General features: G+C 72.0%; 19 protein-coding genes. 10 read left to right on the top strand and 9 right to left on the bottom strand.

Annotated elements, in window-relative coordinates; all coding sequences use genetic code 11:
• Positions 1-139: 139 nt before the first annotated feature.
• Genes efeU through ACQEVU_RS45630 form a run of 4 tightly spaced genes read left to right on the top strand, consistent with a single transcriptional unit; the run spans position 140 to position 5,255 of the window.
• Positions 140-985, top strand: coding sequence for an iron uptake transporter permease EfeU (gene efeU, locus ACQEVU_RS45645; RefSeq protein ID WP_433335830.1), 846 nt, complete (start codon positions 140-142; stop codon positions 983-985).
• Between the two features lie 32 nt (positions 986-1,017).
• Positions 1,018-2,163 (top strand): iron uptake system protein EfeO, encoded by a 1,146-nt coding sequence (gene efeO, locus ACQEVU_RS45640; RefSeq protein ID WP_433335828.1) that lies wholly within the window; start codon positions 1,018-1,020, stop codon positions 2,161-2,163.
• 55 nt (positions 2,164-2,218) lie between these two features.
• Positions 2,219-3,475 (top strand): iron uptake transporter deferrochelatase/peroxidase subunit, encoded by a 1,257-nt coding sequence (gene efeB, locus ACQEVU_RS45635; protein WP_433335826.1) that lies wholly within the window; start codon positions 2,219-2,221, stop codon positions 3,473-3,475.
• A gap of 46 nt (positions 3,476-3,521) precedes the next feature.
• Positions 3,522-5,255: an ABC transporter family substrate-binding protein gene (locus tag ACQEVU_RS45630; protein WP_433335824.1), complete on the top strand. Its 1,734-nt coding sequence runs from the start codon at positions 3,522-3,524 to the stop codon at positions 5,253-5,255.
• A 115-nt stretch (positions 5,256-5,370) separates the two neighbouring features.
• Here the strand turns inward: ACQEVU_RS45630 and ACQEVU_RS45625 are convergent, their stop codons facing one another.
• Positions 5,371-6,282: an RDD family protein gene (locus ACQEVU_RS45625; RefSeq protein ID WP_433335822.1), complete on the bottom strand. Its 912-nt coding sequence runs from the start codon at positions 6,280-6,282 to the stop codon at positions 5,371-5,373.
• A 60-nt stretch (positions 6,283-6,342) separates the two neighbouring features.
• Between ACQEVU_RS45625 and ACQEVU_RS45620 the strand changes: the two genes are divergently transcribed.
• A complete protein-coding gene (locus ACQEVU_RS45620) occupies positions 6,343-7,338 on the top strand; it encodes a stage II sporulation protein M (protein ID WP_433335820.1) in 996 nt (331 codons plus the stop codon).
• A gap of 740 nt (positions 7,339-8,078) precedes the next feature.
• Here the strand turns inward: ACQEVU_RS45620 and ACQEVU_RS45615 are convergent.
• The 5 genes from ACQEVU_RS45615 to ACQEVU_RS45595 are packed head-to-tail and all read right to left on the bottom strand — an operon-like array spanning position 8,079 to position 13,446.
• On the bottom strand, positions 8,079-9,425 hold the full coding sequence (locus ACQEVU_RS45615; protein ID WP_433335818.1) for a DUF58 domain-containing protein: 1,347 nt from the start codon (positions 9,423-9,425) through the stop codon (positions 8,079-8,081).
• Positions 9,426-9,453: 28 nt separating this feature from the next.
• Positions 9,454-10,452 carry an AAA family ATPase gene (locus ACQEVU_RS45610; RefSeq protein WP_433335816.1) on the bottom strand — a complete coding sequence of 333 codons (999 nt, stop codon included), beginning with the start codon at positions 10,450-10,452 and terminating at the stop codon, positions 9,454-9,456.
• Positions 10,449-12,035 (bottom strand): DUF4350 domain-containing protein, encoded by a 1,587-nt coding sequence (locus tag ACQEVU_RS45605; protein ID WP_433335814.1) that lies wholly within the window; start codon positions 12,033-12,035, stop codon positions 10,449-10,451. Before ACQEVU_RS45605 ends, ACQEVU_RS45610 begins: the two co-directional genes overlap by 4 nt.
• Positions 12,032-12,598 (bottom strand): DUF4129 domain-containing protein, encoded by a 567-nt coding sequence (locus ACQEVU_RS45600; RefSeq protein ID WP_433335812.1) that lies wholly within the window; start codon positions 12,596-12,598, stop codon positions 12,032-12,034. Before ACQEVU_RS45600 ends, ACQEVU_RS45605 begins: the two co-directional genes overlap by 4 nt.
• A complete protein-coding gene (locus ACQEVU_RS45595; RefSeq protein WP_433335810.1) occupies positions 12,595-13,446 on the bottom strand; it encodes a hypothetical protein in 852 nt (283 codons plus the stop codon). Before ACQEVU_RS45595 ends, ACQEVU_RS45600 begins: the two co-directional genes overlap by 4 nt.
• 139 nt (positions 13,447-13,585) lie before the next feature.
• Between ACQEVU_RS45595 and mtrA the strand changes: the two genes are divergently transcribed.
• The 5 genes from mtrA to hpf all read left to right on the top strand — a co-directional run bounded on the left by mtrA (position 13,586) and on the right by hpf (position 19,906).
• Complete coding sequence (mtrA, locus tag ACQEVU_RS45590) at positions 13,586-14,275, top strand: MtrAB system response regulator MtrA (RefSeq protein ID WP_392802508.1); 690 nt, start codon at positions 13,586-13,588, stop codon at positions 14,273-14,275.
• Positions 14,276-14,281: 6 nt separating this feature from the next.
• Positions 14,282-15,970, top strand: coding sequence for an MtrAB system histidine kinase MtrB (gene mtrB / locus ACQEVU_RS45585; protein WP_433335807.1), 1,689 nt, complete (start codon positions 14,282-14,284; stop codon positions 15,968-15,970).
• Positions 15,967-17,970 carry an LpqB family beta-propeller domain-containing protein gene (locus ACQEVU_RS45580; RefSeq protein ID WP_433335805.1) on the top strand — a complete coding sequence of 668 codons (2,004 nt, stop codon included), beginning with the start codon at positions 15,967-15,969 and terminating at the stop codon, positions 17,968-17,970. Before mtrB ends, ACQEVU_RS45580 begins: the two co-directional genes overlap by 4 nt.
• 152 nt (positions 17,971-18,122) lie before the next feature.
• A complete protein-coding gene (locus ACQEVU_RS45575; protein WP_433335803.1) occupies positions 18,123-18,863 on the top strand; it encodes a ComF family protein in 741 nt (246 codons plus the stop codon).
• Positions 18,864-19,258: 395 nt separating this feature from the next.
• The gene (hpf, locus tag ACQEVU_RS45570; RefSeq protein ID WP_433335801.1) at positions 19,259-19,906 is read left to right on the top strand and encodes a ribosome hibernation-promoting factor, HPF/YfiA family; all 648 of its coding nucleotides are present in this window, start codon (positions 19,259-19,261) and stop codon (positions 19,904-19,906) included.
• Between the two features lie 52 nt (positions 19,907-19,958).
• On the opposite strand, the gene ACQEVU_RS45565 is transcribed toward hpf, so the two are convergent.
• The 3 genes from ACQEVU_RS45565 to ACQEVU_RS45555 form a co-directional block, all read right to left on the bottom strand.
• Complete coding sequence (locus ACQEVU_RS45565; protein WP_433335799.1) at positions 19,959-21,095, bottom strand: glycerophosphodiester phosphodiesterase; 1,137 nt, start codon at positions 21,093-21,095, stop codon at positions 19,959-19,961.
• A gap of 504 nt (positions 21,096-21,599) precedes the next feature.
• Entirely contained in the window at positions 21,600-22,652 is a 1,053-nt protein-coding gene (locus ACQEVU_RS45560) for a GNAT family N-acetyltransferase (protein WP_433335797.1), read from the bottom strand.
• Positions 22,649-23,794, bottom strand: a complete 1,146-nt coding sequence (locus ACQEVU_RS45555; protein WP_433335795.1) for a GNAT family N-acetyltransferase — start codon at positions 23,792-23,794, stop codon at positions 22,649-22,651. The genes ACQEVU_RS45560 and ACQEVU_RS45555 overlap by 4 nt, the downstream gene beginning before the upstream one ends.
• Positions 23,795-23,844 lie beyond the last annotated feature (50 nt).

Below are 23,844 nucleotides of genomic sequence, written 5' to 3'. Positions count from 1 at the left end.
CCGGCGTACACCGGCGGGGCCCTTGGTGTTCACCAGCATGACCAGGTTCACTCAACCCCCCGCGGCTTGAAGCCTCCGGTCAATGAGGTCTAAGGTATGGCTGACCTAAGTAAGAGAAGGCTAACCTGCGGAGCTCGGTATGACCGCCATCTACCTGATCGGACTGCGTGAAGGACTCGAGATCACGCTCGTGGTGTCGATCCTGGTCGCGTTCCTGGTCAAGAGTGACCGCAAGCACCTGCTCAAATGGGTCTGGACCGGCGTCGCGGCGGCCGCCCTGCTCTCCATCGGGGTGGCCGCGCTGCTGCAGGCCGGCACCGCGTACCTCTCCGGCCCCCACCAGGAGATGGTCGACGCGATCGCCTCGCTGATCGCCGTCGTGTTCGTCACCTTCATGATCTTCTGGATGCGCCGGATGGCCCGCCAGATGGCCAAGGAGCTGCGCGGCCGGCTCGAGGACGCGATCCAGGTCGGCGCGGTGGCGGTCGCCGGCATGGCCTTCCTGGCCGTCGCCCGCGAGGGCCTGGAGACCTCGATCCTCTTCTTCGCCGCGGCTCAGGGCTCCGACACCTGGCAGCCGCTGGTCGGCATCACGCTCGGCCTCGCCACCTCGGTCGTGCTCGGCTGGCTGCTCTACGCCAGCGCCATCCGGATCAACCTGACGAAGTTCTTCACCTGGACCGGCGCCCTGCTCGTGCTCGTGGCCGCCGGCATCTTCAAGTACGGGGTGCACGACCTGCAGGAGGCCAACCTCCTGCCGGGCCTGAACAACCACGCCTTCGACCTCACCGGGGCGCTGCCGCCCACCGCGTGGTACGCGGAGCTGCTGCGCGGCATGTTCAACTTCACGCCCCAGCCGTCCGTCCTGGAGACCATCGCCTGGGTCGCCTACGGAGTGCCGGTCCTCGTTCTCTTCCTGCTGCCGCTGCTGCGCAAGCCGGCCGCACCCGCGCCGGCGCCGCAGCCGGCGAGCACCAACGCCTGAGCCGCGTCACCACCCCCTCTCGTAGGAGAACCATGCGTAAAACACGCCTGCTCGCCCTCGGCGCCGTCCCGGCCCTGGCCCTCGGCCTGGCCGCCTGCGGCGACGACAAGGCCGACAACGCGGCTGCGCCCGGTGGCGCCGGCAACGGCAAGATCGCGGTGACGGCCACCGACACCGAGTGCAAGGTCGAGAAGACCGAGGTCGTGTCGGGGCCGGTGACCTTCACCGTCAGCAACAAGGGCGGCAAGGTCACCGAGTTCTACGTGTACGCCACCGGCGACCGCATCGTCGGCGAGGTCGAGAACGTGGCGCCCGGCCTGACCCGCGAGCTGATCGTGGAGCTGCCGGCCGGCACCTACGAGACCGCCTGCAAGCCGGGCATGGTCGGCAACGGCATCCGCGGCTCGTTCAAGGCCACGGGCGACACGAAGCCGCTCACCGACGACGCCAAGCTCGCGCAGGCGACGAAGGACTACCAGACGTACGTCAAGAACAACACCGGTGCGCTGATCGACAAGACGACCGAGTTCGTCAACGCGGTCAAGGCCGGCGACGTCGAGAAGGCCAAGGCGCTCTTCCCGATCGCCCGCACCTACTGGGAGCGCATCGAGCCCGTGGCCGAGAGCTTCGGCGACCTCGACCCGGCGATCGACGCCCGCGAGGCCGACCTCGAGCCCGGCCAGGAGTGGACCGGCTTCCACAAGATCGAGAAGGACCTCTGGGTCACCAAGGACATCTCGAAGTCCGGCCCGACCGCCGACAAGCTGCTCGCCGACGTGAAGACGATCGTCGACAAGGCCCAGACCGTCGAGCTGTCCCCGCTGGAGCTGGCCAACGGGGCCAAGGAGCTGCTCGACGAGGTGGCCACCGGCAAGATCACCGGCGAGGAGGACACCTTCTCGCACACCGACCTGTGGGACTTCCAGGCCAATTTGGAGGGCTCCCGCGCCGCGATCGCCGCGCTGCGCCCGGTGATCGAGGAGAAGGACGCCGCGCTGGCCAAGACGCTCGACGAGAAGTTCGCCGCGGCGCAGGCCGAGCTGGACAAGTACCGCAACGGCGACGGCTGGAAGCTGCACAACGAGCTGTCGGAGGCCCAGCTGAAGAGCCTCGGCGACGCGATCAACGCGCTCGCCGAGCCGATCAGCAAGGTCGCCCCGCTGGTCGCCGCCAAGTAGCTCACACGCGAGGCGCGCCCGGTCCGCGGGCCGGGCGCGCTGCCGGGAGAGGGACATGGACCGTCGCAAGATGATCGGCCTCGCCGGGGCCGGTGCCCTGGGCGCCGCCGCCGGCGGGGTCGTCGGCCTGCAGGTGTTCGAGGACCCCGAGCCGGCGCAGGCCAACGATGCCGCCGCCGCGGTGCCGTTCTACGGCCCCCACCAGGCCGGCATCGTCACGCCCGCGCAGGACCGGCTGCACTTCGTCGCCTTCGACGTCATCACCGACAAGCGCGAGGCGCTGATCGAGCTGCTGCAGAAGTGGACCGCGGCGGCGGCGCGCATGACGGCGGGCAAGGACGCCGGCGTCATCGGCGCGGTCGGCGGCGCCCCCGAGGCGGCCCCCGACGACACCGGCGAGGCGCTCGGCCTGCCGCCGTCCGGCCTCACGATCACGATCGGCTTCGGCCCGACGCTGTTCCGGGACGCGGACGGCAGGGACCGCTTCGGCATCGCCGCGAAGCGCCCGGCCGCGCTGGCCGACCTGCCGAAGTTCGCCAAGGACGCGCTCAAGCCCGAGATCTCCGGCGGCGACATCTGCGTGCAGGCGTGCGCGCACGACCCGCAGGTGGCCGTCCACGCGGTGCGCAACCTGGCCCGCATCGGCTTCGGCGTGGTCAGCGTGCGCTGGTCCCAGCTGGGCTTCGGGCGCACCTCCTCGACCTCACGCAGCCAGCAGACCGCGCGCAACCTGTTCGGCTTCAAGGACGGCACCGCCAACCTCAAGGCCGAGGACACCCAGCTGCTCGACGAGCAGCTGTGGGTGCGGTCCGGCGACGGCGAGGAGTGGATGACCGGCGGCTCCTACATGGTCACCCGCAAGATCCGGATGGTCATCGAGACGTGGGACCGGACCTCGCTGGCCGAGCAGGAGGCGATCGTCGGGCGCAACAAGGGGGAGGGTGCCCCGCTGAGCGGCGCCAAGGAGTTCGACGAGCCGGATTTCTCCGCCGTCGGTACGGACGGTAAGCCGGCCATCGCCATGAACGCGCACGTGCGCCTCGCCCACCAGCAGTTCAACGACGGCGCCCGGTTGCTGCGCCGCGGGTACAACTTCGTCGACGGCTCCGACGGCCTCGGCCGCCTCGCCGCCGGGCTGTTCTTCATCGCCTACCAGCGTGATCCGCGCAAGCAGTTCGTGCCCATCCAGACGCGCCTGTCGCGCCAGGACGCCCTCAACGAGTACATCCGCCACGAGTCCAGCGGTTTGTTCGCCTGCCCGCCGGGCATCAACGCGGCCGACGACTACTGGGGTCGTGCCCTCTTCGCCTAGGCTCGCCCCCTATGGTGGCCGGGTGGCTTTTGTAACTGGAAGGCAGATGCGGGCTTCGATTGTCGTCCTCGCGGCGGCCGGGCTGATGCTCGGCGCATGCACCGGCGGCGGGGCCAAGCCGTCACCCACGGCCACGATCGGGTTCAACGACTGCGAGAAGAACCCGACCACGTGCAACGGCGGCGAGATCAAGCTGGGCGGCTCGTACACCTACGGCCTCGATCAGCCGGTCACCAGCTGGAACGTCAACGCCAAGGACGGCGGCACGCAGGCGACCCGCCAGGCGATGGCCGGCCTGCTGCCGCGCGTGTTCCAGGTCGACCCGCAGGGCCGCCTCCAGCCCAACGCCGACCTGGTGATCTCCGCCGACATCACCAACCAGAACCCCGAGACGGTCGTCTACAAGATCCGTCCGGACGCGGTGTGGAGCGACGGCATCCCGATCACCGCCGACGACTTCATCCTCACGTGGAAGCAGAACTCGGGGAACCCGGCGCACTGCTCGGCCTGCACGCCGGCCACCACGACCGGGTACGACGTGATCAAGAGCATCGTCGGCTCCGACGGCGGCAAGACGGTCACGCTGACCTTCGCCGACGGCAAGACCTTCGGCGACTGGAAGGGCGACTTCTCCAACGACGGGCTGTACCCGTCGCACCTGGCCACCAAGCAGGGCTTCGACCTGGCCAAGCCCGAGGGCGTGGCCGGCGCCGCGGACTGGTTCGCCAAGACCGTCCCGACGTGGTCGGGTGGGCCGTACCAGATCGAGTCCTACGCCAAGGACCAGGCGCTGGTGCTGAAGAAGAACGACAAGTGGTACGGCAAGACGAAGCCCTCGCTGGACCGGATCACGTTCAAGTTCGTCCTGGACCCCGCGGCCATCCTGCCGGCCGTGCGCGCCAAGGAGCTCACCGGCATGTCGCCCGCGCCGAGCCAGGCGCTGCTCAGCGGGCTGGCCGCCACCCCCGGGGTGATCCACGAGGTCGGCGAGAGCTACAGGTGGGAGCAGCTCACGCTCAACGTGCGCAACAAGTACCTGGCCGATCCGGTGCTGCGCCGGGCCATGTTCACCGCGGTCAACGTCAAGACCGTCATCGAGAAGACGTACGGCACGGTCGACAAGAACCTCAAGCCGCTGGGCAGCCACAACTTCGTGCCCGGCGACGCCGGCTACAAGGACGTCGTCAGCGGCACCGGCCAGGGCTCGGGCGATGCGGACAAGGCGAAGAAGCTGCTCACCGACGCCGGGTACAAGATCGAGAACGGTCACCTGGTCACCAAGGCCGCCGAGCCGGTGCCCGCGCTGCGGCTGCGCTACGACAAGGACAACGCCATGCGCGCGGTGGCCGCCGAGCAGATCGCGGCGGCGCTCAAGGGCATCGGGATCGAGGCCCGGCCGGAGACCACCGAGGGCCTCGCGCAGACGCTCACGGCCGGCGACTTCGACCTGGTCCTCGGCGACTGGGTGAGCGGGCCGCTGTACCAGAGCGCGCCCGAGCAGCGGTGGGCGACCGGGGCGCCGGGCAACTACGGCGGCTACACCAACCCGGCGCTGGACCGCCTGGTGCACGCCGCGGCCATGGACGTCGACCCCCGCCACGCCGCCGACACGCTCAACCAGGCGGACGAGCTGCTGACGAAGGACGCCTACGTGCTGCCGCTGATGCAGCGGCCGACGCTGACGTTCACCTACCAGGAGTACGCCAACATCCGCGACAACCCGTCCGTCTGGGGTCCGACGTACAACATCCAGGAATGGGGCCAGCGCGAGGGCTCCTAGCGCGGTGGTTGCAGCATCGCGACCGGCCGCGGCGGTTGCAGCGTCGCGACCGGCCGCTGCGGGGCCAGGGCGGGCCACACGCTCGCCGGCACCGCCCGGGCCGGCGCGAGGGCTCCTAGCGCGGCGGTTGCAGCGTCGCGACCGGCCGCGGTGGTTGCAGCATCGCGGCCGGACGCTGCGGGGTCAGGGCGGGCCACACGCTCGCCGACACCGCACGGGCCCGGGCCAGGCGGTGGCTCGCCCGGCGGTGGCGCTCGGCGAGCACCGCCGCCAGGTAGGCCCAGCCGGGCACGCCCGGCGGGGGCGGCGGGGTGGTGCAGGCGGCGACCTCGCTGGCCAGGGCCTGCCCGAGCGCGGTGCGGGCCGGCTCGCCGATCTGGCGGTTGCGGGCCAGGAAGTGCCGCACGGCCAGCGCCAGGCTGTCGTCGAGCCCGGTCAGGTCGAGCAGCGAAGCCCAGCCGGCCAGCTGCGGCGGCATCGCCGGCACCCACCCCCAGGCGGCCGGCGTGCGCTCGTGGATCACGATGGTGCCGGCCACCAGGTCGCCGATGCGCTTGCCGTTGGGGTTGAGCATCAGCACGATCAGCGAGAACAGCCAGGACACCACCGGGAACAGCAGCCCCGGCCACTCGATCGCGAGGCCGACCAGCGCCCGGGCGAGCGCCTGGCGCAGCCGGATCGGGCCGCCGTCGTCGCGCACGACCCGCAGCCCCATCGCGAGCTTGCCCGGCGTGCGCCCGCGCAGCAGCGTCTCCCAGACCACCGGGTAAACAATCAGCACGATCACCAGGTCGACCACGAACAACGCCTCGATCAGCCCGCCGTCGAGCACGCCGGTGCTCGCCGCGAGGACGCCGGCGAAGGTGGTGGTGATCATCAGCACGAACAGCAGGATCGCCTGCAGCACGATGTCGATCATCAGCGCGAGGATCCGCGACCCGGCCCGGGCCACGCGCACCTCGAGCTCGACGGCCTCGCCGCTGACCAGCCGGTCGACGGTCGTCGCCGGTGCCGTGCGATCGTTCATGGCTGACAGTGTCCTACAACGGGTCACCCCGGGGGTGCCCCGTCCGTCTACGCTGCCGGGGTGGACCTGGATGCGTACGTCGCCGAGCACGGCGGTGAGTGGCGGCGCCTGGAGCAGCTCTCCCGCCGCCGGCGACTCAACGCCGCCGAGGCCGACGAGCTCGTGGCGCTGTACCAGCGCGCGGCGACCCATCTCTCGCTCATCCGCAGCCGCTCGCCCGACCCGATCCTGGTCGCGCGCCTGTCCCGGCTCGTCCTGGCCGCCCGAAACGCGCTGACCGGCTCCCCGTCGTTCTCCATGGCGGGCGTCGGCCGCTTCTTCGCCAGGACGTTCCCCCTGACCGTGTACCGCGCCTGGCCGTGGTGGTGCGGCGTGGCGACGGTGTTCACGATGCTGTCGTTGGCCGTGATGCTGTACATCGTCAACAACCCGGAGGTCGCGGGCTACTTCGCCACCGACGAGCAGATCAACCAGCTCGTCAACCAGGACTTCGCCGGGTACTACAGCCAGTACATGCCGCAGAACCAGTTCCTGCGCGTCTGGACCCACAACGCCCTGCTCACGGGCATGTGCCTGGCCTCGGGCGTGGCCTTCATCCCGGTCATCTACCTGCTCTTCGCCAACGCCTTCGACGTCGGCCTCATCGGCGGCGTGATGATCGCCTACGGCCACGGCGACGTCTTCTGGGGCCTGATCCTGCCGCACGGCCTGCTCGAGCTCACGGCGGTCTACATCGGCGCCGGCGTCGGCCTGCGCATCGGCTGGGCCTGGGTCGCACCTGGCCCGTTCCGCACCCGGGGCCGGGCCCTGGCCGAGACGGCGTCGGAGGGCATTCTGGTCGCGCTCGGCCTGATCGCGGTGCTGCTGGTGAGCGGCCTGCTGGAGGCCTTCGTGACGCCGGCCCCCGTCCCGTACGTCGTGAAGGACCTCGCGGGCTTCCTGGTCTGGATCGGCTTCTTCGTCTACGTCTTCATGCTCGGCCGCAAGGCGCACGTTGAGGGCGCCACGACGGAGGCGGAGGGCGAGATCGTCCAGGCGGCTCTCCCGGCCACGTAGCCCGCGGCTTCGCCGCCTCGCCTCGCCTCGCCGTGCCGCGCCGGGCTTCGCCCTGCGCCGTGCCGTGCCGCGCCGGGCTTCGCCCTGCGCCGTGCCGTGCCGTGCCGCGCCGGGCTTCGCCCTGCGCCGTGCCGTGCCGTGCCGTGCCGCGCCGGGCTTCGCCCTGCGCCGTGCCGTGCCGTGCCGCGCCGGGCTTCGCCCAGCGCCGTGCCGCGCCGCGCGGCACCCGGAGCGGATCCGGATATGTCGGGCGCTCCGCGCCACGACATATCCGACATTTCGTATATGCGCGTTTGCGTCGCACGACGCTCGGGCATCGGCTCCGCGACGGATTCGGCGGGTGGCGGTCGAATCCAGGCTGTGGGTCAGTCTGCGCTCCGGTCGGTTTCCGGCATCGGTGCTCGGACGTCGACTAGCGATCGGCACGGCGAACAAGCTCGCGGCGGCCCGGTCCGCCCTCGATCCGGCTTGCGCCCGCGGCAGGCGAGCGCCGGTTCGCGATCGGCTTGACAGGCGGCGATCGAGCCGCGGCGCGGGTCTGTCGGCTCGGCGGGCGGCGGTGCGGTAGGGCCCGCGGCGCAAGCCTCTCCGTTCGGCAGGCGGCGATCGACCTTCCGCCATGGGTTCTCCCCGCTCCACGATCGGCCCGAAACAGATTTTTCGCCTGACAGGCGAAAAATCCGACAAGTCGTGGCACGGAGTGCCCGACTTGTCGCACCGAAGGCCGCGGACGCGACCAGCTACAGGCGGCCGGTGTGCTTCAGCGCGAGATAGTGATCCGTCAGCCGCGAAGCGAACTCGTCGGCCGGCGCGTCCACCACCTCCACGCCGTGATGGCGCAGCGCCGCCGCCACCCGCTCCCGCTCGGCCAAAGCCCGCTGCGCCGCCGCCGCCGAGTACACGTCCGCGGCGCTCGCCCCCGGCGCCACCCGCGCCATGCGCGCCAGCTCGGGATCGTGCACCGCGGCCACGATCACCTTGTGGCGGGCGGCGAGCTGCGGCAGTACCGGCAGCAGGCCCTCCCCGAGCGCCCCGGGCTCCAGCGCCGTGAAGAGCACGACCAGCGCCCGCTTCCGCTCGCGCCGCAGGACCTCGCCGGCGACCAGGCCGAAGTCGGTCTCCACGAGGGCCGGCTCCAGCGGCGCCATCGCGGTGACCAGGCGGAAGAGCAGCGTGCGCTTTTCGACGTTGGTGACGGAGGCGCGTACGGCCGTATCGACCGCCAGCAGGTCCACCCGGTCGTCGGCGCGCGCCGCGACCGAGGCGAGCAGGAGCGCGGCGTCCATGGCGGCGTCGAGGCGCGGCTCGTCGCCGATGCGGGCGGCCGAGGTGCGGCCGGTGTCGAGCACGCACACGAGGCGCCGGTCGCGCTCGGGGCGCCAGGTGCGGACCACGACGTCGGAGCGGCGGGCGCTGCCGCGCCAGTCGATGGAGCGGACGTCGTCGCCGAGCACGTACTCCCGCAGCGTGTCGAACTCGGTGCCCTGGCCGCGGCCGCGCGTCACGACCGAGCCGTCCATGATCCGCAGGCGCGACAGCTTCTCGGGCAGGAGCCGGCGGGAGCTGAACGCGGGGTACACCCGGACGCGCCACGCCGGCGTCAGGCGGTCGGCGACCTTCCGGCTCGTCTGCCGGTACGCCAGGCGGAACGGCCCGAACGAGCGCACCATCACGCGCACGGCCTCCCGGTCCCCGCGCCGCGTCGGGGTGAGGCGGGTGGCGACGGCAACCCCGCGGTCCGGCTCGATGCGCACGTCGTGCGTGGCCGGCGTGGCCCCCGCCGACGGCACCCACGAGTCGCGGACCCGAGCGGTGAGCACCCGGTTGGAGCGGTTCTGCAGCAGCAGCCGGACCTCGCCGCTCTCGCCGAGCCACAGCGCCTGGTCACCGGAGCGGCTCAGGCGCAGCAGCTTCGGCGACGCGGCGGCGATGAAGTCCACGACGCACGCGGCGGCGACCAGCAGCACGATCAGGCCGGCGGCGGACCACAGCCACGGCGCGGAGATCGCCGAGCCCGCGACGAGGCCGACGACCGCCAGCAGCACCGCACCGGCGCCGATCAGCCCCGCCGCCCGCCACGTGATCATGCGTCGCCTCTCGCGCCCAGGCCGGCGCTCATCGAGGGGTCGGCACGGTGGCCAGCACCGAGTCGAGCACGGCGTCGGTGGTCACGCCCTCCAGCTCCGCCTCGGCCCGCAGCCGGACGCGGTGGCGCAGCGTGGGGCGGGCCAGGGCCTTGACGTCGTCCGGGGTCACGTACTCCCGCCCGGTCAGCCACGCCCACGCCTTCGACGCCGCCAGCAGCGCGGTCGCGCCGCGGGGCGAGGCGCCGAGCTCCAACGACGGCGAGACGCGGGTCGCCCGGCAGAGATCCACGATGTACGCCAGGACGCCCTCCGCCACCGCCACCCGCTGCACCGCGGCGCGCCCGGCGGCCAGGTCGGCGGCGGTGGCCACCGCCTGCACGCCCGCGTCGCGCAGCCGCCGCGGGTCGAAGCCCTGGTGGTGCGCGCGCAGCACGCCGAGCTCCTCGTCCCGCGTCGGCAGCGGCACCGTGAGCTTGAGCAGGAACCGGTCGAGCTGGGCCTCCGGCAGCGGGTACGTCCCTTCGTACTCGATCGGGTTCTGCGTCGCGGCGACCAGGAACGGCTCGGGCAGCGGCCGCGGGCGCCCCTCGACCGACACCTGCCGCTCCTCCATGACCTCCAGAAGCGAGGCCTGCGTCTTCGGCGGCGTGCGGTTCACCTCGTCCGCGAGCAGCAGGTTGGTGAACACCGGCCCCTCCCGGAACTGGAACTCGGCGCTGCGGCTGTCGAAGATCAGCGACCCGGTGACGTCGCCGGGCATGAGGTCGGGCGTGAACTGCACCCGCTTGGAGTCAAGATCAAGAGCCGCGGCAATGGTACGGATGAGCAGCGTCTTGGCGACGCCGGGCACACCCTCGAGCAGCACGTGCCCGCGCGCCAGCAGCGCGATGACCATGCCGGTCACGACGGCGTCCTGCCCGACGACGACCTTGGAGACCTCGGCGCGCAGGCGCCCGAGCGCGGCCCGGGCCTGCTGCGCGCCGGCCTCCGGCGAGCCTTCGATCAGCGGGGTGGCGATGTCGGTCACCGTGGCTCTCCTTCATCTGTCTCGCCCGGCGCCGATGCCCCGGTCGTACCAGGTGGTGCGTTCCAAACGTCCGCCGCGGCGGGCGGTGGTGCCGCGTTCGCGTCCGGTGTTGCCTCGGTGCGCTCCGCCGTCGCCGCCTCGACCAGCTGCTCGAGGGCCGTCGCGGCGGCGACCAGCTCGGCGTCGGTCGCCGGCGGCCGCCCGAACAGCACGTGCGCGACCGTCGCCGCGGGCCACCCGCTGCGGGCCGCCACGGCGTCGGTGAGGACCCGGCGGTCCACCGCCGGATCGAGGCGCAGGAGCCGGGAAAGGCGGGCCAGGGCGGCGTCGCGGAGGATCTGCAGCGCCTCCGGCCGCGCGCGGGCCCGCTGGTAGAGCCGTCCCCGGCCGAGCGCGGTCTCGCTCGAGCGCACCGCCACGGGCAGCGGCTCGACCACGGGCGCGCCGAGCCGGATCGCCATCGCCACGGCGAGCACGAGGGCGCCGAGCAGGACGAGCGAGGTCGTGGGGTACACCCATTTCGGGAACGCGTACCACAGCGGGTTGGGCGGATCCTCCGGCTCCGGCGGCGCGCTGCCGCCCCCGCCCGGCTCGCCCGCGGGCGGCCGCTGCAGCTTGTGGTTCTCGATCGGGAAGTCCTCGTCCGTCTCGCCCGGCTGGACCGGGCGCAGCGACGGCGGCGCGAGCGGCCCGCCGGCGAGCGCCGGGTCGCTCGCGATGGCCGGCGGCGGCTCGAGGTGGTGCAGGTCGAGCCAGATCAGCTTGGGCGCGCCGGTGAGCAGGCCGGTGGCGAGGGCGGCGTTGCCGTCGTTGCCGAGCCGGTCGTTGCGGAACGGGTACGACGACCCGACAACTGTGACGGTGGCGGCCCCGCGCTCGTACACGAACAGCGAGTCGTGGTAGCAGCGCTCGACCATCCGGCCGAGCTCGGGCTCGAACCCGCCGTATCGGGTGCGCTCGACCTCGGCCGGCCCGGCCTTCGCCGCCGGCGAGTAGCTGCAGCCCGGCCCGGCGACCTTGGTGGCGTAGTTGCGGCGCAGGGCGTGGAAGGGCAGCAGGCCGTCGATGATCGTCCCGGCGTCGGGCTCGACGATCACGACCTTCGTCGACGCCGGCAGGACCCTGATCATCCGCAGGTAGAGGTTCTGCACCAGCTGCGGCGTGGTGATGAGCAGCGTGGCGTTGCCGTTGTACGCCGCGACGAGCGCATCCGAGGTCTTGCGCTCGGGAATGATCGTGACGCCGGCCGCGCGGACCTTGTCGGCGAGGTCGGCCGAGCCGATGCCCGCGTGGCTGTCCGGCGACAGGAAGTCGGCGTCCTTGTCGCTGGGCTCGCCGAACTGGTAGAACCCGATGCCGAGCAGCACGAGGAGGATCACGGCCAGCGGCGGCCCGACGAGCCGCAGCCACCGCCAGCTGCGCGGTCTCCTCGTGGCGCTTCCGGCCGCAGCGGTACTTCCGGCCGCAGCGGTACTTCCGGCCGCAGCAGTACTTCCGGCCGCAGCAGTACTTCCGGTCGCGGTGGTACTTCCGGTTGCGGTGGTGCCGGCGGCGGAGGTGCTCGGGGGTGCGGCGGGCCTCATCGGTTCACCTCCGCGGCGAGACGGCGCATCTCGTGGTCGTGCTCGGCGGTGGCGGGCCTTTCGGCGTACCAGATATCGGAGAAGATCCCCGACGCGTTGCGCATCGGCGCCTCGACGGCCGGCTCGGCCGCCCCCGCCGCGCGCGCCAGCTCGGTGACCGTCATCCCGGGGCGATGCTCGAGGACCTGGCGCTCGACCAGGCCGCGGACCATCGACCGCAGCCGCTCCCGGACGGCCTCGGCGAAGCGCCCCTCGGCGGCCAGGCGGTCGGCCAGCGAGGCGAACACGTGCGCGGGCAGCTCGGGCACCTCCTGGTAGTCGGCCGGCGGATCGGGCTCCGGCTCGTCGTCCTCGAGCTCGACGTCGACGTCGAGCTGTTCGCTCTCCTCGTCGGCGCGCTGGCGGCCCATGCGCAGCCGGGGGAAGCTCTTCGGGATCCAGCGGGGGTAGAAGTAGTACAGCAGGCCGATGATGACCGCCGCGACGAACAGCAGGACGCACGCGAGCGGCACGCCGATGAGCTCGTCGACGGCCTGCAGGAGCAGGTCCCACGCCCGGGTCATCGCACCGCCGCCCCGAGGATGACGGAGTTGGCCAGGTCGATCGGGCGGCCGAGGCGGCGCAGGCGCCCGATCGCCACGTCGAGCCCCTCGACCCGCATCCGGACCTCCAGGTAGAGCACCGCATCGATGCAGGCGAGCGTGGCATACGCGACGGCATCGATGAGTGCCCAGATCGCGATCATGGCGATGGTGTACACCACATCGGTGTCGCGCAGCCAGATCTCCAGCAGCGCCGAGGCGCCGAGCCCGAGCGCGATGCGGATGAGGGCCCAGCTGACGTAACCGCCGACCCGGATCGCCGCGCCGCGCAGGCCCTTGCCGGCGAGCTTGAACGAGCGGCCGATCGCCCGGAAGGGGCCGACCCGGTCGACGACCAGCGCGGGCGCGGCCAGCCCCAGCAGCCCGAAGACGAGCGGGAAGGACAGCAGCCCGACCAGCGACGTGACGAACACCAGCGCCGCGGTGGCCAGCGCGACCACGAGCAGCGGCAGGGCCCGCCCGCCGGCCTGGCGCAGCAGCTCCCGCGCCCGCGTGGGCCGGCCGAGCAGCCCGGGACCGGCGGCGGCGCCGGCGAGGCCGCCGAGCAGCGCGATGATGGTCGCCTCCGAGCTGATCCCGATGCAGAACGCCACCCAGGACTCGCCGAAGCGGGAGGCGTGGGGCCCGAAATACGGCAGCTGCGTGTCCGACCACTCGCGCAGGGGATACAGGAGCGCCTGCTCGCAGCCCGCGAGCACGAGCGCTGCGACGAGGAGCAGCGGCGCCTGGGCGCGCAGCAGCGACACCGCGGCGTCCAGCAGCTCCCCGAAGGTGAGCGGACGCATCGGTATCACGGCGCGGATCTCCACGCCGGACACCGTAGTTGGTGCGGGCGACTTCGGAGGACCGGGTTACGCACAGTTGCAAGATCGACACGTACGGGCACGAAAATTCCAAGATCCTTGGCGGATTCCCACGGAGGGGCGATGAGGTGAAATATTGGACCGCATGAGAGCCCGTGTCCTGGTGGTCGACGACGACCCCGCCCTCGCCGAGATGCTCGGCATCGTCCTGCGCAGTGAGGGTTTCCTGCCCTCCTTCGTGGCCGACGGTGAGCGCGCTCTCGGCGCTTTCCGGGACACCCGCCCCGACATCGTCCTGCTCGACCTGATGCTTCCGGGCATGAGCGGGATCGACGTGTGCCGGTCCATCCGCGCGGAGTCGGGCGTGCCGATCGTGATGCTCACCGCCAAGAGCGACACGGTCGACGTGGTGCTGGGCCTGGAGTCGGGTGCCGACGACTACGTGATGAAGCCGTTCAAGCCCAAGGAGCTGGTCGCCCGGATGCGGGCCCGCCTGCGCCGCGGCGAGGACGTGGCGCCGGAGCTGCTGACCATAGGGCCACCGGGCAACCAGATCACCATCGACGTGCCGGCGCACACCGTCATGCGCGACGGCGACGAGGTCAAGCTGACCCCGCTGGAGTTCGACCTGCTGGTCGCCCTGGCCCGCAAGCCGCGCCAGGTGTTCACCCGTGAGGTGCTGCTCGAGCAGGTGTGGGGCTACCGCCATGCGGCCGACACCCGCCTGGTCAACGTCCATGTACAGCGGCTGCGCGCCAAGATCGAGCCGGACCCCGAGAAGCCGGAGATCATCCTGACGGTGCGCGGTGTCGGCTACAAGGCCGGGACCGGCTAAGCCGGCATGGTTCGCATCGACCCGCTGATCCTCCGCGCGCGCCGCCTGCGGCCCCGGCGGATCCTGCCGCAGGTTGTGAGCCGGCGCCTCCGCCGGCTCTGGGCCGTGCTGCGCCGGCAGTGGCGCCGCTCGCTGCAGTTCCGGGTCGTCGGCATCACGCTGTCGCTGTCCGCGGCGCTCGTGCTGGCCTTCAGCTACACGGTCGCGTCGCTGATCAGCAACGGCGTGCTGCAGAACAAGATCGACCAGACCAAGATCATGGTGGACAACGGCGCCGCCTACGCCACGGGCGAGCTGACCGGCTTCACGCAGCTCGACGACCCCGGCCTGCAGTCCGCGCTGAGCAGCGTCGAGTCCCAGCTCTACGGGTCGGTCGGCAACCCGCAGTCCGAGGTCGTCATGCTGCGCCAGAGCGGCAGCCTCGCCGTGTCCTGGCCGCCGGCGCGCAGCAAGTACGTCATGGACGACCCGCAGGTGCGCGGCATGCGCGACCTCGTGGTGGGCGGCAAGTCCGGGACCTACAAGTCCGGGACCTACCAGCAGATCGCCACCCTGGACATCGACGACGGCCGCGGCCCGCAGAAGTACCTCGTGATGGGCACGCCGGTCCAGGTCGGCGGCTCTCCCATCGAGCTGTACTACATCATTCCCCTGCAGGCCGAGGACGAGCTCGTCCAGTTCACCGGCGCCGTGGTCACCGGGACCGGCATCGCGCTCGTCGCGCTGCTGGCCCTGATCGCCGCGATGATGACCCGCCTGGTGGTGACCCCGGTGCGGGTCGCCGCGCGCACCGCGCAGCGCCTGTCGGCCGGCCTGCTCGACCAGCGCATGGTGGTCCGCGGCGAGGACGACCTGGCCCGGTTGGCCGCCGCGTTCAACCAGATGGCCGCCAACCTCCAGCGCCAGATCGTGCGGCTGGAGGAGATGTCCCGCCTGCAGCGCCGCTTCACCTCCGACGTGTCCCACGAGCTGCGCACCCCGCTGACGACCGTGCGGATGGCGGCCGACCTGCTCTTCGCCTCCCGCGACGACTTCGACCCGGCCGCCGCCCGCAGCGCCGAGCTGCTGCAGGCCGAGCTCGACCGGTTCGAGGGCCTCTTGACCGATCTGCTGGAGATCAGCCGGTTCGATGCCGGCTTCGCCGCTCTCGACGCCGAGCCGACCGACCTGGTCCCGGTCGTGCGCCGGGTCACCGACCAGCTCGGCTCGCTCGCCGAGCGGTGCAAGGTGGCGCTCAAGCTGGTGGTCCCGGACGGCGAGGTCATCGCCGAGGTCGACCCCCGCCGCGTCGAGCGGGTCCTGCGTAACCTGGTCGGCAACGCCGTCGAGCACGGCGAGGCCAAGCCGGTGATCGTCACCCTGGCCGCCGACGGCGCCGCGGTCGCCGTGACCGTTCGCGACCACGGAGTGGGTCTCAAACCGGGGGAGGAGAAGCTGGTGTTCAACCGCTTCTGGCGCGCCGACCCGTCGCGCGCCCGGCAGACCGGCGGCACCGGCCTCGGCCTGTCGATCAGCCTGGAGGATGCCCGCCTGCACGGCGGGTGGCTGGAGGCCTGGGGCGCGCCGGGCAAGGGCGCCCAATTCCGCCTCACCCTCCCGTCTCGCAGCGGCGACCGCCTCGTCTCCTCGCCCCTGCGCCTGGTCCCCGACGACGCCCGCGCCGACGAGGCCGCCCTGATCGGCGAGGCCCCATGACCCGGCCCGGCCGTCCTCGCCTGCTCCCGGCGCACCCGCTGCGCCGCCCGGATCGGCCCGACGCCCCGCCGCGCGCCGGCGATCCCGCTCGCTCGTGGTGGTCGGCCAGCCGCGCCGCGCTGGTGGTCGTGGTCGGCGCGCTGCTCGTGCTGAACGGGTGCGGCCTGCCGTCGAAGACGGAGCCGAAGTACGCCGGGGCGGCCCAGAGCGCGGCCCCGCCCGCGAAGGTGTCCAACCCGGACGGCCCGGACGTGGCGACCACGGCGTCGGCGCTGGTCACAAACTTCCTGGAGGCCTCCGTCGGGGCCAACATCTCCAACGCCGACAGCAGCGACCCGCCCAACCAGGAGGTCCTGGATCGGCTGCGGAAGTTCATGACCGACGCAATGGCGAACAGGTGGCGGCCGGGCGGCGACCTCACCGTCATCCGGAAGGCGCAGGTCAAGCAGGAGCTCCAGCCCGGCGGCAAGTACAAGGTCACGGTCGACGTCGACCCGATCGGCACGCTCAACAAGTCGGGCACCTTCACCCCCGCCCAGCTCAGCCCGGAGAAGCGCACGGCCGGGTTCAAGGCCACGTTCACGGTCGCGCCGGTCGGCAGCGGCTTCCGGATCGAGGACATGAACGACGCCTCGACCGGCCTGGTGCTGCTGAGCGAGGACGGCTTCAAGCGGTGGTACGACTGGAACCCGATCTACTTCTGGGAGTCCGGCCCCAACGCGAAGCTGATACCCGACATGCGATACATGCCGCGAACGCTGAGCGACGTCAAGCGGGTCGGCGCGGTGCTGGACGCGCTCAAGTCCGGGCCGAGTAAGCTGCTGGCGGGAGTCGTCGCCGCCCTGCCCGGCGACTACGAGTTCCAGGGCAACTCGATCGTCAAGCCGGGCAGCGTCCAGATCAACCTCAACAACAAGGCCGCCGGCAAGGGCGATCTCTCCCCGCTGGCGCGGCAGATCCGGTGGTCGCTGGTCCTCCACCCCTTGGTAACCCTGACGATCGAGAACCAGCCCAACGCGGCCGACTCCGAACGCGGATTCAACGCGGACAACGTGACCTCCCAGCAGACCGCAGGCACCTCTTTCAGCCAGCCGGACAAGTTCTATGTCGCCAACGGCGTGGTCCACTCTGTGTTCCCCGGCACCCCGGCCGGTGATACGCCGCTCTTCGCGGCCGGCGGCCAGAACACCCAGGTGGCCTCCGCGGCGATCGACCGCCAGTTCAGCCGGGCCGCGCTCGTGCGCCCGGGCAACACGCCGGCGTCCAAGGGCAAACCGGCGCTGTGGGTCAGCTCGACCGAGATGCCGCCGGCCAAGCCGCCCACATATCTCGAGACCAACGTGCACGGCACGAAGCTGAGCCGCCCGGCGTGGATGACGTACCCGATGCGCCGGGTGCTCGTCATCGCCGACAACGTGCTCTGGATCGGGGCCGACGACAAGTCCGCGAACCTCGTGAGGGTGAGCCTCAGCGTTCCCCTGACGAATGCGGAGATCACGGCCTTCGCCGTTGCGCCCGACGGGCACCGCATCGCCCTCGTCTTCGGCGGCGATGTCATGGTGGCGTCACTGCAGTTCAAGGACGGCACCCCCGCTATCGGCCAGCTACAGCCGATCGACACGCTGCTCGGCAGCAACGAGGCCGTCGACTGGCTGACCGAGACGGTGCTGGTGGTCGGCGGCAAGCCAACCCCGGAGCCGCCGTACGGCGAGAAGCCGTACTCGGTCGTCGCGATCACGCTCGACGGCGCCGCCAGCATCCCCCTGCCGCTCGGCAACCCCGATACGCCGCAGCCCATCGTGACGAGCCTGGTGGCCCAGGTCGGCGATCCGCTCGAGCCCGCTACGCAGTCGTTCACCAACCCGCCGGTCAACGTCATGGTCGAGGCCGGCAACCGGGCGCAGGAGGTCTTCCGCAACGAGATCGGCCCGCTGCAGCTCCCGGATCCCCCCTCGTCCGCCGAGCCGATCAACCCGACCGCTCCCTTCTACCCGGACTGACCGTGCCGCCCGGTCCCGCTGCCGTGCCGCCCGGCCGTGGTCCGGCGCGGCGTGCCGACATGCCGCGCGGCGGCCGTGGCGAGTCGCTGCGCAGTGGTTCCTCGAGCCGCCGCGGCGCGCCGGCCGGCATCCAGCCGGTGCGCGGTGGCGCGATGCCGACTCGTGGGCCGCTGGGCGGCTGGGTCGGCGGGATGATCGAGGGGCTCGTCGACCTCGTGCTGCCGGCGACGTGTGCGGGGTGCGACGAGCCGTCCGTCCGCGCGCTGTGCGAGCCGTGCCGCGTGGCGCTCGCCGAGGCGCGGCCGCAGCGGACGCGGCCGGATCCGGAGCCGGCCGGGCTCCCGCCGACGTACGCGCTGGCCGCCTACGCAGGGGCGCTGCGGCGGGCGATCGTGCAGTACAAGGAGGAGAACCGGCACGAGCTGACCGGAGCGCTCGGCGAGCTGCTCGCCCGGGTGGCCGCCCGGGCGGTGCCGGCGGGGCCGGTCGTGCTGGTCCCGGTGCCGGCGACCGCGGCCGCGATCCGGCGGCGGCACGGCGACCACATGCTCCGGCTCGTGCGCGGCACGGCCCGGGTGCTGCCCGGCGCGGCGATCGCCCGGCCGCTACGGGCGCTGCCGAAGGCCGAGGACTCGGCGCAGCTGTCGGCCGTTGAGCGGACCCGGGCCGCCCGGCACGCGTTTGCGGTGCATCGGGGTCGCATCGCGACGTTGCGGGAGCACCTGAGGCGCAGCGGGGCCGCCGTGGTGCTCGTCGACGACATCGTCACCACCGGGGTCACCCTCGCCGCGGCCGGCGGCGCACTCGCGGAGGCGGGAATCGCCGTGCATCGGACCGCGGTCCTCGCCGCTACTCAACGCCGCCGGGGACCGTCGGCGAGCGGGGTGGTTTGAGCCGATCGGGGGTGGGAACCGTAGGACTCTCCGGGGTGAGGGGCTACGCAACGTCAGCACTAGAACACGCGAAATATCCGATTTGTACGGAAAGTGACTTCGCGCGTAGCGTGGGGTAATCCCTCGGGAGGGTTTCGGCGTGGGAATGCAGCGTTCTTCTGAACCGGGGGTGACTAGTGGCTGTCCTCGGTTTAACGTCGAGAGACGACCAACGCTCGCCCTGGCCGCTTGTAAGCGTTCCGTGGCGAGTCCGGCCGCGCGAAGGGAGGACCTGACACCCGCTGTTCGGTCGCGTGCCGCGCGGGCTGAGCCTCTGGGGAGGCGCGTTTCCGGCCGAATCTGAGAACCGAAAACCCGAACCCGAATCTGTGAAGTACCCGTGGGGGAGGTCAGGAGTGGACATCGTCGTCAAGGGCCGCAACGTCGAGGTGCCCGACCATTACCGGCAGCATGTGGCAGACAAGCTGTCGAAGGTCGAGCGATACGACCACAAGCTCATCCGCGTCGACGTCGAGCTGTTTCACGAGCGCAATCCGCGTCAATCCGATCACTGTCAGCGAGTCGAGATCACGTGCTACTCGCGTGGTCCGGTGATCCGAGCGGAAGCCTGCGCCGCCGATTTTTACAGCGCGTTGGACACCGCGATCGCGAAGCTGGACAGCCGGCTCAGCCGGGCCGCTGATCGCAGACGGGTCCATCGGGGCCGGCACGCGCCGGTTTCCGTCGCCGCGGCGACCGCGTCACTCGCATTCACGCCACCCGAGCGGAACAACGGCACAACACTGGCCACGAAGACCGAAGCCGCGCCGGCTGCGCGCGCCGGTGAGGGCTTTGACCTCGTCGAGGAGGCCGACGACCAGCCCTGGCACATTGTGCGCGAGAAGGAGCACCCGGGCGAGCCGATGACCGTGGACGACGCCCTGTTCCACATGGAACTGCTCGGCCACGACTTCTATCTGTTCAACGACAAGGAATCCGGGCGACCGAGCGTGGTGTACCGCCGCCGCGCGTACGACTACGGCGTCATGAGCCTGGGCATGTAAGCGAACGCTCGGGGGCGGGCCCGGTGCCGTGGGCCCGCCCCCGAGCGAGATGTCAGCGGCCGGAGGACTTCAGGAACAGGTCCCGGGCGAGCACCGCCGTGTCCGCGTAGTCGGCGAAGAGCCCGTCGAGCCCCGCCGCGAGGAAGATCCGGACCTCCTCGAGGATGTTGCCCCACGCGTTGGGGTCGGTGCTCGTGCGCAGGTTCAGCGGCAGGAACTGGTTCTCATTGCGGAAGGTCCACGAGTGGACCTTGAGGCCGCGCGCGTGCGCGTCGTGGATGAGCGCCGTCGGCTGCAGCAGGTTGCCGTCCGCGTCGCGGGCGATGACCAGGTTCTTCGTGGCGCCGACGCCGTCGGTGAACGCCTTGAGGTAGTCCAGGCCGGCCGGGGTGGCGAGGTCGGCCCAGGTGCGCGGGTCGCCGCTGGTCTTGAAGTCGAAGGGCTGCCCGACCTGGTCCAGTAGCACGACCGAGGGCGTGTCGACGAGCCCGCGCAGCTTCTTGATGCTGGTCGGCTCGAACGACTGCAGGAACGCCGCCGCGTTGCGCCCGGCCAGGCCGTTGCGCTTGAGCACCTTGGCGACCAGCGGCTCCAGCTCCAGGCCGATGCCGCGGAAGTAGGTGGGGTGCTTCGTCTCGGGGTACACCCCGATGGTCCGCCCGACCTTGCGCCCCTGCTCCCGGGCGAGGTCGATGACCTCCTGGAAGGTCGGGATCTCGAACAGCCCGTTGTAGATCGCGTTGTGCGGCCGCACGGCGGGAAGCCGCTCGATGGCGCGCAGCGTCTTGAGCTCGGCGAGCGTGAAGTCCTCGGTGAACCACCCGGTGACGGCGACACCGTCGACGGTCTTGGTGGTCTTGCGCGAGGCGAACTGCGGCTTCGTCGAGACGTCGGTCGTCCCGCCGATCTCGTTTTCGTGCCGCGCGACGAGCTGCCCGTCCTTGGTCGGCACGAGGTCCGGCTCGATGAAGTCGGCGCCGAGCTCGATGGCGAGCGTGTACGACCCGATGGTGTGCTCGGGCCGGTGGCCGCTCGCGCCGCGGTGGCCGATGACCAGCGGCCGGCCCGGGCGGTGGCGGTCCTGGTCGGAGTCGTGGGCGTAGGCCGCGGCGGGGCTGACAAGTGCTGCGGGCAGGACGGCCGCGCCGGCGGCCACGCCCATGCCGGAAATCACTGCACGACGACGCATGGGCCATACGTAAGTTGGCCCACGGCAACGTGACGTGACGCGAAGGTGGCCGCCGGGCGCAGTTTGGCGAACGCAACGTTGTCGATGCGCCGACGCATGGCCCGCCTGGAGACCACCGACCTCGCGCCGCTACGCCCCCGAGCCCGTCACGGCACGCTGGCCAGCGCCGACACGGCACGAAGGCGATCGCGCGTGCGGCGTGGGGCTGGGCGCGGGCGCGGCGTGGAGGCCCGCATGCGTGACGTGGAGGCGTGAGTGCGCGGCCCGGGTAGCGCGAGACCGTCCTGCGCATGCCGATGCCGCGGCAATGCCGCGCGGTGGCGCAGGACCAGGGCTCGGCTCGCGGCGCGGGGCCGGCGACTAGGGCTCGGCTCGCGGCGCGGGGCCGGCGGCTCGGCGGCGCCAGACAGAATTGCCTCGCCGCGCCCGCGAACCGGAGCGCGGCCTTGGCGTTGTGGGCGCCGCCGAAGCCGTCGCCCGCGCCCAACGCCGTCGCGAGGGCGATCAGGCAGCGGCCGGGCGCACCTTGGCGAACATGACGTTGTCCAGCCGGGTGCCGTCCGGGCCGGGCAGCCGCGCGTGCTGAAGCGCCTCTCGCTCGTAGCCGGCCGCCTCCAGCACGCGCTGGGAGGCGATGTTGTCAACGGCGGTGCCGGCGATCATCCGCGCCATGCCGCTCTCGAACCCCCAGTCGGTGACCAGCCGGGCGGCCCGCGCGGCGTACCCGTGCCCGCGCGCCTCCGGCATGAGGCTGTAGCCGATCATTGCCTCGCGCAGCACGGGCTCGGCGTAGTAGACCGCGATCTCGCCGAGGTACGCGTCGTCGTCGGCCCGCCAGATCGTCATCTCGGCCCGCTGCCCGGCCAGCCACTTCGAGGCGGACTCGGCGCACTGGCGCGCGATGACCGCGGGGTCGGCCGGTGTGCCCACCACAGAGCGGCCGCTCACCTCCGGCAGGACCCGCAAGTTGTACGTCACGAGGCCGTCCTCCGCCACCATCGGCCGCACGACCACGACGCCGTCGGTGAGCCGGCCGTCCGGCAGGTCGGGCAGGGCCCGCGGGCTCGGGCCGGGCGGGTCGTCGGCGAGCCGCGCCCAGACGACCGTGTCGTAGCGGGTGCCGTCCCGCCAGCGCGACGCACCGCGCGCGATGCCCTCGCGGGTGAACCCCGCCGCGATCGCCACCCGCTGGCTTGCGACATTGGTCAGGGCCGTTTGGAGGTACAACCGCTGGAAATCGGTTTGGAACAGCTCGGCGCTGAGCAGCTCCACCGCCGTGCTGGCCACCCGCCGCCCGCGCGCGGCCGGCACGACCCAGTAGCCGATCTCGGCCGTGTTGTCGCGGCCCGGCCGCCAGCCGATCGCGCCGAGGACCTCGTCGCTGTCAGCGTCGACCACGGCCCGCTCGGTGGCGCCCCGCTCGATGAACGCTAGCGCATCCGCGTGGGTGTAGGGGGACGGGAGCAACGGAAGGTACCGCTGCGTAATTGTATCCGTGCACGCAGCGACAATGATCTTGGCGTCGTCCTGGCGCCACCGGCGCAGTGCTAGCTTCATGACAGGTCTCCGGGCAGCAGGGTCGCGATCCAGCCGTCAAGGCGCTCGCCGCGTTGCACGCAGCTATCGCGCTGAACACCCTCCACCACGAAGCCGACCTTCTCCGCCACGCGGCGGGACGCATCGTTGCCCACGTGGGCGCGCCACACGATGCGGCCCAGCGCGAGGCGGTCGAAGCCGTAGGCGCACGCGGCGCGAACGGCATCCGTGGTGTAGCCCTTGCCGCGTGCCCAAGGTGCCGCCGAGAAGCCGACCTCGGCGGTCACCGGATCGATCGGGTTGATGCGCACGTCGACGGTGCCCGCAAACCGGTCGTCCCGGTCGGCGAACGCGAAGCCCGCGCCGGTGCCGCGCAGCCACATGGAGGGATAGGTGACATGGATGAAGTCCAGGCCCTGCTCGGGGCGGTAGTCCAGCGGGATCGACGTCCACTGCACCGTGCCGGGGTCGCGAAACGTGGCCACGACGTCGTCGAGGTCGCTCTCGCGCAGCGCCCGCAGCGTGCACGCACCCGCGGGCAGGCGCTCGGGCGGCTGGCTGAAAGCGCGGGCGCGGCGGGCCCCGGGGCCGCCAGGGGCGACCCAGGCCGGCGGGGTGTCGCAGACCTCGCCGGGCATCAGCACGCCGTACCAGCAGTCGGTGAAGCCGCCGGCCTTCGCGGGCAACCCCGCGCGCACCACGCCGTCGAACGTGAAGCCGATCCGCTCCGCGCTGAGCTTCGAGGCGTGGTTGCCGACCTCGGCCCGCCAGATGAGCCGGCGCAGCCCGAGCACCTCAAACGCCCAGTGCGCCACCGCGCGGCCCGAGCGCTCGGCGACCCGCCGGCCGCGGGCCCAGGGCGCGACCCAGCAGCCCAGCTCCGCGTTGCGATTGGGCAGGTCGAGCGCGACCAGGCCGGCCGAGGCGAGCAGTTCACCCGAGCGGGCGTCGAAGACGCCCAGCGGCGCCGCAGTCTGGGCCGCCCAGGCCGCGCGGGTGATCGCGCCCGTGTAGTCCTCGGCGTGTTCGTGCAGGTAGGGGACGGGGACCATGGTCCAGCGCTGGATGAGGGGGTCCTGACAGGCGCGGAAGACGTCCTCGGCGTCGTCGGGCTGCCAGGCGCGCAGGACGAGCCCGTCGGTGGCGAGTTCGATCGGCTCCATGAACGCCGATCCTGCCGTATGCCTCCGCGTCAGGAGACGGATATTTCTGC

Origin of the sequence: Dactylosporangium sp. CA-139066, from assembly GCF_050936175.1 — a bacterium.
GTDB lineage: Bacteria > Actinomycetota > Actinomycetes > Mycobacteriales > Micromonosporaceae > Dactylosporangium.
This window is presented reverse-complemented; position numbering and strand designations above follow the sequence as displayed.